We start from the raw sequence: 9,750 nt of genomic DNA on the forward strand, positions 1-9,750 counted from the left end.
ACGGATGCCGCAGGCACCGCGCAGCGGTCGAGCGCAGCGAGATCCTTGACGGCGAAGCCCGGTCGACTACGCGCGCGGGCGCCACACCAACCACGCCCACCCCGCAGCAGCCGGTCCAAGCCGACGCGGCACCCCGAGGCACCCGCGTCACGCGAACGCCACGACCCCCAGCTCCGCCGGGGAGGCCAACAGGTCGTTCCTCGGCAGGACCCGCACGGTGTAGCCGAAGGCGCCACTGCGGACCAAGGAGATCAGACCGTCGAACCGGTGCCGACCGCCCTCGTAGCTCTCGGCGAGGGTGAGGTCGAAGGCGACCGCATCGGCCAGGGAGTCGTCGGCGAGCGCGCGCCCGTGCACCAGCTGGACGTGGACGTCGTCCGGAGACAGCGGGCCCAGGCACACGAACGCGCGCACGGCCAGCTCGGCACCGACCTCGGGGGCGTCGCCCACACCGCTGGACTCGACGTGCTCGACCGAGACCCTGGGCCAGCCTGTCCGGACGGACTTCTTCCACGACGCCAGCTCCCGAGCTCCCGCGTAGTCCGCGTTGAGAGCCTGTGCCGTCCGGGTCGCAGGGAGGTACAGCTGCTTCGTGTAGTCGCGCACCATCCGCGTCGCCAGGACCTTCGGACCGAGGGACTTCAAGGTGTGGCGCAGCATCTCGACCCAGCGTGTCGGCACCCCCTCGTCGTCGACGTCGTAGAAGCGGGAAACCACCTCGCGCTCCAGGAGGTCGTAGAGCGCGGCGGCCTCGAGGTCGTCGCGCTTGTCGGGCCCCTGCGTCTCGTCGATCCCGTCGGCCGACGGGATCGCCCAGCCGTTCTCGCCGTCGTACCACTCGTCCCACCAGCCGTCGAGGATCGAGAGGTTCAGGCCGCCGTTCAGCGCGGCCTTCATGCCTGAGGTGCCACACGCCTCGTAGGGGCGCAACGGGTTGTTGAGCCAGACGTCGCACCCGGGGTAGAGCGGCTGCGCCATGGCGATGTCGTAGTTGGGCAGGAACACGATCCGGTGACGCACGTCAGCGCCGTCGGCGAAGCGCACCATCTCCTGGATCAGTCGCTTGCCGCCCTCGTCGGCCGGGTGCGACTTGCCGGCGATGACCAGCTGGATCGGGCGTTCAGGGTCGAGCAGCAGCCGGCGCAGCCGCTCCGGGTCGCGCAGCATGAGCGTCAGGCGCTTGTACGACGGGACGCGGCGGGCGAAGCCGATGGTCAGGACGTCGGGGTCGAGCGCCTCCTCGATCCAGGTGAGCTCGGCCTTGGCCGCGCCCCGCTTCTCCCACGAACGGGCCAGGCGCTTGCGTGCGTCGAGCACGAGACGCTCACGCAGCTGCCGCTTGACCGACCAGATGTCACGCCCCGACACGTCGTCCACCGCCGCCCAGAAGGCACCGGTGTCGTCGGGGTTGTCGGGGTCGCGCCCGGCCCCGCGTCGGGTGGCCAGCGCCATCACCTCGCGCGCGACCCACGTCGGGGCGTGGACGCCGTTGGTGATCGAGCCGATCGGGACCTCGGCCTCGTCGAAGGCCGGCCACAGCCCGTTGAACATGCCGCGGCTGACCTCGCCGTGCAGCAGGGAGACGCCGTTGGCACGCTGGGCCAGACGGAAGCCCATCACCGCCATGTTGAACACGCTGCGGTCGCCCCCGTCGTAGTCCTCCGACCCCAGCGCCAGGACTCGCTCGGTCGGCACGCCGGGCGTCGCGCCGTGGTCACCGAGGTACTGCTCGATCAGAGTTCGCGAGAAGCGGTCGATCCCGGCCGGCACCGGCGTGTGCGTGGTGAAGACCGTCGAGGCCCTGCCGACCTCGAGTGCCGTGTCGAAGTCGAGCCCGGGTCCGTCCGGGGCGGCAGTCAGCTCGCGGATCCGCTCGATGCCAAGGAATCCGGCATGTCCTTCATTGGTGTGGAAGACCTCGGGCGCCGGTGATCCGGTGATCCGGGAGTAGGCCCGGAGCGCGCGCACGCCCCCCACCCCGAGCAGCAGCTCCTGGCGCAGCCGGTGCTCCGAGGTGCCGCCGTACAACCGGTCGGTGACCTCGACGTAGTGCTCAGGGTTGCCCTCGACGTCGGTGTCCAGCATCAGCAGCGGGACCCGCCCCACGCTCGCCACCCAGATCCGCGCCAGCATCTCGGGACCATCGGGCATCGCGATGGCGATGGTCGCGCGGGATCCGTCGGCCTCGCGCAGGGCCGAGATCGGCAGCTCGTCGGGGTCCAGGACGGGGTAGGTCTCCTGCTGCCAACCCCCGAGCGAGAGCGACTGCTTGAAGTAGCCGTGGCGGTAGAGGAGCCCGACCCCGATGATGGGGACACCCAGGTCGCTGGCCGCCTTCAGGTGGTCGCCGGCGAGGATCCCGAGGCCGCCGGAGTACTGCGGCAGCACGGCCGTGATGCCGAACTCCGGCGAGAAGTACGCGATCGCGGCCGGCCCCGCCGCACCCGTACCGTCGGGGTCGGCGACGACGGCCCGCTGGTACCACCGCTCCCCCGACAGGTACGCCGCCAGGTCCGTGCGTGCCTCGTCGAGGCGGGCGAGGAAGCCGCCGTCGGCGGCGAGCTCGTCGAGCCGCTCCCGGCCGACGGCGCCGAGGAGCTTGACCGGGTCGCAGCCAGTGGACTCCCACAGATCAGGGTCGACCTCGGCGAAGACGTCCTGCGTCTCCGGGTGCCACGACCAGCGCAGGTTGCCGGCCAGCTCGCCGAGTGCGGCGAGAGACGGGGGAAGCACGGGACGGACGGTGAAGCGACGAAGGGCGCGCATTCGGGTGACGCTAGCGGCTTCCCTGGATCGATCCAATATGCGTCACGTCGATGACGAGCAGGTCACGCTCAGCCGGTTTCGCCACGTCACGATCATGTTTCGTCTGACAATCGCCGCAGCTCCGGCCATAACGCCGACCCCATCTGCCCGTTGGAGACTTCATGATCTCGTTGACCTCACGACGTGGCCGCTACAGCGCCACGATCGCCGCCCTCGCGACCGCCACCCTGGTCCCCGGCCTCTTGCAGCTCCAGGCACCAGCCGCTGCCGAGGACCCCGCCGTCCCCGCCGTCCCCGGCCTCTCCCGGACCAACGGGGTCGGTGAGCGGATCCTGCCGGGCTCGATCGGCGACGCCGTCGGCGGACTCCTCGACATCGACCGTCGTGGCTCGGCGCTGCCGTCGCTGGCGCAGCAGAGCGCGGCCTCCCGACTGGGTGTGCAGGACCTGCGCTGGAACGCGTTCGGCACGCCGTCCTCGATCCTCCCAGCCGACGGGGTGCTGGCGAAGGCGACCTCGAGCAACCCGGTCACCGCTGCGCGCAACTACCTGGTCAGCAACGCCGCCGTCTTCGGGCTCTCCGCCGACGTGATGCGCGGCCTGGAGCTCGTCAACGACCAGGAGCTGGTCTACGACGGTGGTCACGCGGTCCTGTTCCGCCAGACCTTCGGCGGCCTGACGCCCGCGCTGGGCAGCATGGTGACCGTCGGGGTGGCCAACGGCGAGATCGCCTACGTGTCGTCCTCGCTGACCAAGACCACGCAGCAGCCCCCAGCGGCCAAGCTGTCGGCGTCCCGCGGTTGGCTGCTGGCCGCGGAGAACGTCGGGATCGACCTCGCCGACAACCTCGTCGCGGACATCGTGCGCTCGGTCAGCGATGGCTGGACACGACTGAACGTCCCCGGCCTTGCCCAGGAGCAGCAGGTTCGCCTGCGAGCCCTCGCGCTGGCCGACGGGTCGGTCCGCCCCGTGCTCGAGGCCAACGTCGTCGACGTCGCCGGCGGCCACGCCGAGGCCTACACCGTCCTGGTGGACGCCGTGAACGGCTCGATCCTGCACCGCGAGAACAAGGTCGAGAACGCCGTCGGTGGCGTCGCCGACGCTCCCAGCACCATGCCGCAGGCGATCGGAGGAGGTCTGGCCGCGTCCAACAACCTCTTCCCGTTCACCGGCGAGTACACCGCCCAGGCGTGCGGGCCGGACCACGAGTTCGAGATCACCGACGACAGCACCAAGTCGATCCTGATGGTCGGTACCGCTCTCAATCCTGCCAACGACATCACCCTGGAGCTGCGTGACCCCTCCGGAGCCGTCCTCGCGAGCGCGGACCTCCTCACCAGCCCCGAGACCCTGACGTACTCGGCGGGCCAGATCCCGGCCGGCACCTACTCCGCCGCGGTCTGTCCCTTCGACAGCACCGCTCCCATCGGCCCGGGTCTGTACCAGCTCACCGTGGCCACCAGTGACACCAGCACCGGCGGAGGCGGCACGCCCGGCGGTGGAGTCACCGGCACGGCAGGCAACCCGCGGTGGCGCTTCTTCGCCGCCAACCCGACGCTGGACAGCCCGTCGCAGACGCCGAAGAACAGCGTCGTGGCCTGTTGGTTCAACGCCAACGCCAAGGAGTGCACCCTTCCCTCGGGCTCGGTGCGCAACGTCGCGGCCCCCGGGCCGTGGGACAACATCACCACGACGGGCCTGCCGTCCTTCACCACGATCGGCAACAACGCCAACACCCACGAGGCGTGGGCCTCGCCGCTGACGCCCGGTGGCCTCTTCCAGGCCCCCTACGCGGTGAACCAGAAGTACACGACGCGCTTCACCGACGCGTGGAACAACTCCGAGTGCAGCCCGACCGAGCTCATCCCCGGCGGCAACGACATCAACTTCTCGGTCGGCAACCTGTTCGTCACCCACAACCGGATGCACGACTTCAGCTACTACCTCGGCTTCAACGAGGGCAACTACAACATGCAGCTCGACAACCTCGGTCGCGGCGGCGTAGAGGCCGACCCCGAGGTCGGCAACGTGCAGGCAGGTGCCCTGAGCGGTGGCCAGCCGACGTTCCTCGGTCGTGACAACGCCAACCAGATCACCCTCCAGGACGGCGTTCCCGGGATCACCAACCAGTACCTCTTCCAGCCCATCGCCGGCGCCTTCTACGCTCCCTGCACCGACGGCGGCCTGGACATGGGCATCGTCGGACACGAGTACACCCACGCCATCAGCAACCGGATGGTCGCCGGCCCCGACGAGGGCCTCACCTCCGAGCAGGGTGGCGCGATGGGCGAGTCGTGGAGCGACCAGGTCGCAGCCGAGTACCAGTTCAGCCACGGCTACTCCAACGGCGGCAACGTCTGGGCCGTCGGTGCGTACGCCACCGGCAACCTGACCGTCGCCATCCGCGACTACGCCATGAACAAGAACCCGCTCAACTACTCCGACTACGGCTTCGACACCACTGGTCCCGAGGTCCACGCGGACGGCGAGATCTGGAACGGCGTGAACTGGGAAGTGCGCCAGGCGCTGGTGAAGAAGTACGACAAGAAGTTCCCCTACGGCAACAAGGCCCTCCAGCAGCGCTGCGCCGAAGGCAGCCAGAACAAGGGGCCGCAGCGTCCGGCGCTGTGCCCCGGCAACCGTCGCTGGTTGCAGCTGATGTTCGACTCGTTCCTGCTCCAACAGGGTGCCACCTCGATGCTCGACGCCCGCGACGCCTTCGTGGCTGCCGACCAGATGCGCTTCGGCGGCAAGAACAAGTCGGTCATCAACGCAGCCTTCGCCCGCCGCGGCATGGGCAAGGGCGCCAGCGTCAAGGACGGCGAGGACACCTCGCCCAAGCCGAGCTTCGCCAGCGCGACGGGGAAGAACACCAAGGTCGTCTTCAAGACCTCGTCGGGGGGTCGGATCTTCGTGGGTGACTACGAGGCCCGAGCAACCCCGATCGCCGACACCCTGAAGAAGACCAAGAAGGTGGGCAAGAAGGCCTCCTTCACGCCCGGGAAGTACGACATGCTCTACGTCGGCCCCCGGCACGGCTTCATGCGCTTCCACATGACCGTCACCGGCAAGAAGAAGAAGCAGGTGGTCAAGGTGAAGACCACCAAGAACCTGGCCGCCAAGAAGTCCGGGGCGAAGATCATCAGCTCGGCCGCCGGAAGCGTCCACGAGAACTACCTGATCGACGGCACCGAGGCCCTCTCCTGGGGTGCCACGACCAACGGCAACGTGGATGCGACCAAGCCCAAGATCGCCGTCGACCTGGCCGGCAAGAAGGCGCGCAAGATCCGCACCGTCGCCGTCAGCGCCATGCTGAAGCGCAACTTCGGAGACCCCGACGGCGGCTCGCGCTTCACTGCGCTGCGCAAGTTCGCGGTCGAGGCCTGCACGAAGAAGTGCACCACCAAGAAGGCGTCCTGGAAGCGGGTCTACGTCTCCCCCTCCAACGCCTTCCCGTCCCAGCGTCCGAGGCCGGTCGCCCCGACGCTGATCATGCGCTCCTTCAAGATCAAGCCCACCAAGGCGTCGGCCCTGCGTCTTGTCGTGCTCGAGAACCAGTGCACCGGCTTCGCCGGCTACGCAGGCGAGCTGGACAACGACCCGATCAACGACACCGACTGCAAGAGCGGGTCGGACCGGGGCACGATCGTGCACGTGGCGGAGTTCCAGGCCTTCACCTCGACGTTCCCGAGCTGGAAGTCGTCGTACGGCATCGACAGCCCGCAGCGGTCCTTCCGCTGAGGTCGCGCTGAGGCCCCGCGAGGTTCCGTTCAGACGGTCTGGGCCTGGCCCCACCCCGCCCGGGGCAGACACCACGTGTCTGCCCCGGGCGCCACTTCCCTCGCGTTTCGTCGACATCACGTGCACCGGTCCGACCGCGGCCGAGCCCACCTGCCCGGGTGAGAAGGTTGCAGCGCTTGGTGCGACCCGCAAAGGTGGAGCAATGGTTGGACGCATCCCTGTCATGGACGTACAACCGGTGGTGGACCTGGGACGACAGTCCGCGAAGGCCACCGTCGGGGAACCCTTCCCGGTCTCCGCGACGATCTTCCGCGAGGGCCACGACAAGCTCGGCGCGGAGGTCGTGCTCGTCTCCCCCGACGGCATCAAGCAGGCGCCCGTGCGGATGGAGAGGCTCGTCGACCCCGTCGACCGCCACCGGGCCTGGGTGACTCCCACGACCACGGGCGCGTGGACCTTCGAGGTGCACGCCTGGTCCGACCCGATCGCGACGTGGGTCCACGCCGCCGAGATCAAGATCCCCGCGGGGATCGACGTCGAGCTGATGTTCACCGAGGGTCGGCTCCTGCTCGAGCAGGTCCGCGCGTCGCTGCCCAAGAAGGCCAGGGCCGAGGCGAAGGTCCTGGCCGGAGCGATCGAGGCCGCCGACGACACGACCCGGCCCGCCGAGGCACGCCTCGCCCAGCTGCTGGCCGACGACGTCGGCGCCATCCTGGCGTCGTACCCCCTGCGGGAGCTGCTCAGCGTGTCCGGCCCCTACCCGGCGTACGCCGATCGCGAGCGCGCGCTCCACGGCAGCTGGTACGAGTTCTTCCCGCGCTCCGAGGGAGCCGTGCAGGACCCCACCACGGGCGCCATCACCAGCGGCACGTTCGCGACGGCGGCCCAGCGGCTCGACGCCGTGGCCGCGATGGGCTTCGACGTCCTCTACCTGCCGCCGATCCACCCCATCGGCGAGGTCAACCGCAAGGGACCCAACAACACCTTGACGCCGGGGCCGACCGATCCCGGCTCCCCGTGGGCGATCGGCAGCAAGGACGGCGGCCACGACGCCATCCACCCCGAGCTCGGCACCTTCGAGGACTTCGACGCCTTCGTCGCCCGCGCGGGCGAGCTCGGTCTCGAGGTCGCCCTGGACCTCGCGCTGCAGGCGGCTCCCGACCATCCCTGGGTGACCACCAACCCGGAGTGGTTCACCACGCGCGCCGACGGCACCATCGCCTACGCGGAGAACCCGCCGAAGAAGTACCAGGACATCTACCCGGTCAACTTCGACAACGACCCGCGCGGCATCTGCCGCGAGGTGCTGCGCGTCGTCCGGCTCTGGATGAGCCACGGCGTGCGGATCTTCCGCGTCGACAACCCGCACACCAAGCCGCTGCAGTTCTGGGAGTGGCTGCTGGCCGAGGTGCGCCGGACCGACCCCGACGTGCTGTTCCTGTCCGAGGCCTTCACCAAGCCGCCGATGATGCACGGCCTGGGCTCGGTCGGCTTCCACCAGAGCTACACGTACTTCACGTGGCGCACCGCGAGGTGGGAGATCGAGGACTACCTGCGCGAGGTCAGCTCGGAGTCCGACCACCTGATGCGGCCCAACTTCTTCGTCAACACCCCCGACATCCTCCACGAGTTCCTCCAGTACGGCGGCCCGGCGGCGTTCAAGATCCGCGCCGCGCTGGCGGCGATGAGTGTGCCCAGCTGGGGGGTGTACGCCGGCTACGAGCTGTTCGAGCACGTCGCGCTGAAGCCGGGCAGCGAGGAGTACCTCGACACCGAGAAGTTCCAGATCCGGATCCGTGACTGGGAGGGGGCCGAGGCGGCGGGTCGCTCGCTGGCGCCGTACCTGACCCGGCTCAACGAGATCCGGCGCTCGCACGTCGCCCTGCAGCGGCTGCGCAACATCACCATCCACCACGCGGACGACGAGAACGTCCTGGTGTTCTCCAAGCGAGCAGCCGTCAGCGAGGCCGGCGACGACATCGTCATCGTCGTGATCAACCTCGATCCCCACGGGACGCGCGAGACGACGGTCCACCTCGACATGCCCGCCCTCGGGCTGGAGTGGTCGGACTCGTTCGTCGTCCACGACGAGATCACCGGCGCCGACTGGACGTGGGGGGAGCACGACTACGTGCGCCTCGACCCCGGTCACGAGCCGGCACACGTCCTGACCGTGAGGAGCCCCGCATGAGCGAGAGCACGACCAGCGACCCCTTCCCCGCGAGCCCGCCCACCGGCGAGATCGTGATCGACCCGACCCACGACGCCGCGACCGACCAGACCAACCCGGTGCCCGACTGGTTCAAGACCGCGGTCTTCTACGAGGTGATGGTCCGCAGCTTCCGCGACTCCAACGGCGACGGCACCGGAGACTTCAAGGGCCTGACCGAGAAGCTCGACTACCTCCAGTGGCTCGGAGTCGACTGCCTGTGGATCCCGCCGTTCTTCACCTCGCCGCTGCGCGACGGTGGCTACGACGTCGCCGACTTCACCAACATCCTCCCCGAGGCCGGCACCGTCGAGGACTTCCACACCCTGCTCGACGAGGCCCACGCCCGTGGCATCCGGGTGATCATCGACTTCGTCATGAACCACACCAGTGACGCCCACCCGTGGTTCCAGGCCAGTCGCGAGGACCCGGAAGGGCCCTACGGCGACTTCTACGTGTGGTCCGACACCGACGAGCTCTACCAGGATGCGCGCGTCATCTTCGTCGACACCGAGCCGTCCAACTGGACCTGGGACCCGGTGCGCCAGCAGTACTTCTGGCACCGCTTCTTCTCCCACCAGCCCGACCTCAACTACGACAACCCCGCCGTGCACGACGCGATCCTCGAGGCGATCTCGTTCTGGTTCGACATGGGTCTCGACGGCTTCCGTCTCGACGCGGTGCCCTACCTCTACGAGCGTCCCGACACCAACGGCGAGAACCTCCCCGAGACCCACGAGTTCCTGCGCAAGGTGCGTCGCTTCGTCGACGAGAAGTACCCGGGCAAGATCCTGCTCGCCGAGGCCAACCAGTGGCCGGCCGACGTGGTCGACTACTTCGGAGACTTCGACAGCGGTGGCGACGAGTGCCACATGTGCTTCCACTTCCCGGTGATGCCACGCATCTTCATGTCCGTGCGGCGGGAGTCCCGCTTCCCCATCTCGGAGATCCTCGAGCAGACGCCGGCGATCCCGCACAACTGCCAGTGGGGCATCTTCCTGCGCAACCACGACGAGCTCACCCTCGAGATGGTCA

4 protein-coding genes are annotated in these 9,750 nt (G+C 69.0%); 3 read left to right on the plus strand and 1 reads right to left on the minus strand.

The window, feature by feature from the left end:
• Positions 1-147: 147 nt before the first annotated feature.
• Complete coding sequence (gene glgP / locus Q1K33_RS19800; RefSeq protein ID WP_300406505.1) at positions 148-2,766, minus strand: alpha-glucan family phosphorylase; 2,619 nt, start codon at positions 2,764-2,766, stop codon at positions 148-150.
• Positions 2,767-2,927: 161 nt separating this feature from the next.
• Between glgP and Q1K33_RS19805 the strand changes: the two genes are divergently transcribed.
• From Q1K33_RS19805 to Q1K33_RS19815, 3 genes are all read left to right on the plus strand, one after another.
• Positions 2,928-6,506 (plus strand): M36 family metallopeptidase, encoded by a 3,579-nt coding sequence (locus tag Q1K33_RS19805; protein ID WP_300406506.1) that lies wholly within the window; start codon positions 2,928-2,930, stop codon positions 6,504-6,506.
• Between the two features lie 202 nt (positions 6,507-6,708).
• Positions 6,709-8,697 carry an alpha-1,4-glucan--maltose-1-phosphate maltosyltransferase gene (locus tag Q1K33_RS19810; RefSeq protein ID WP_300406507.1) on the plus strand — a complete coding sequence of 663 codons (1,989 nt, stop codon included), beginning with the start codon at positions 6,709-6,711 and terminating at the stop codon, positions 8,695-8,697.
• A partial coding sequence (locus Q1K33_RS19815; protein WP_300406508.1) for an alpha-amylase family glycosyl hydrolase occupies positions 8,694-9,750 on the plus strand: 1,057 nt, incomplete at its 3' end. The genes Q1K33_RS19810 and Q1K33_RS19815, both read left to right, overlap by 4 nt.

This window comes from Nocardioides sp. (assembly GCF_029937575.1).
In the GTDB taxonomy this organism is placed as follows: Bacteria; Actinomycetota; Actinomycetes; order Propionibacteriales; family Nocardioidaceae; genus Nocardioides.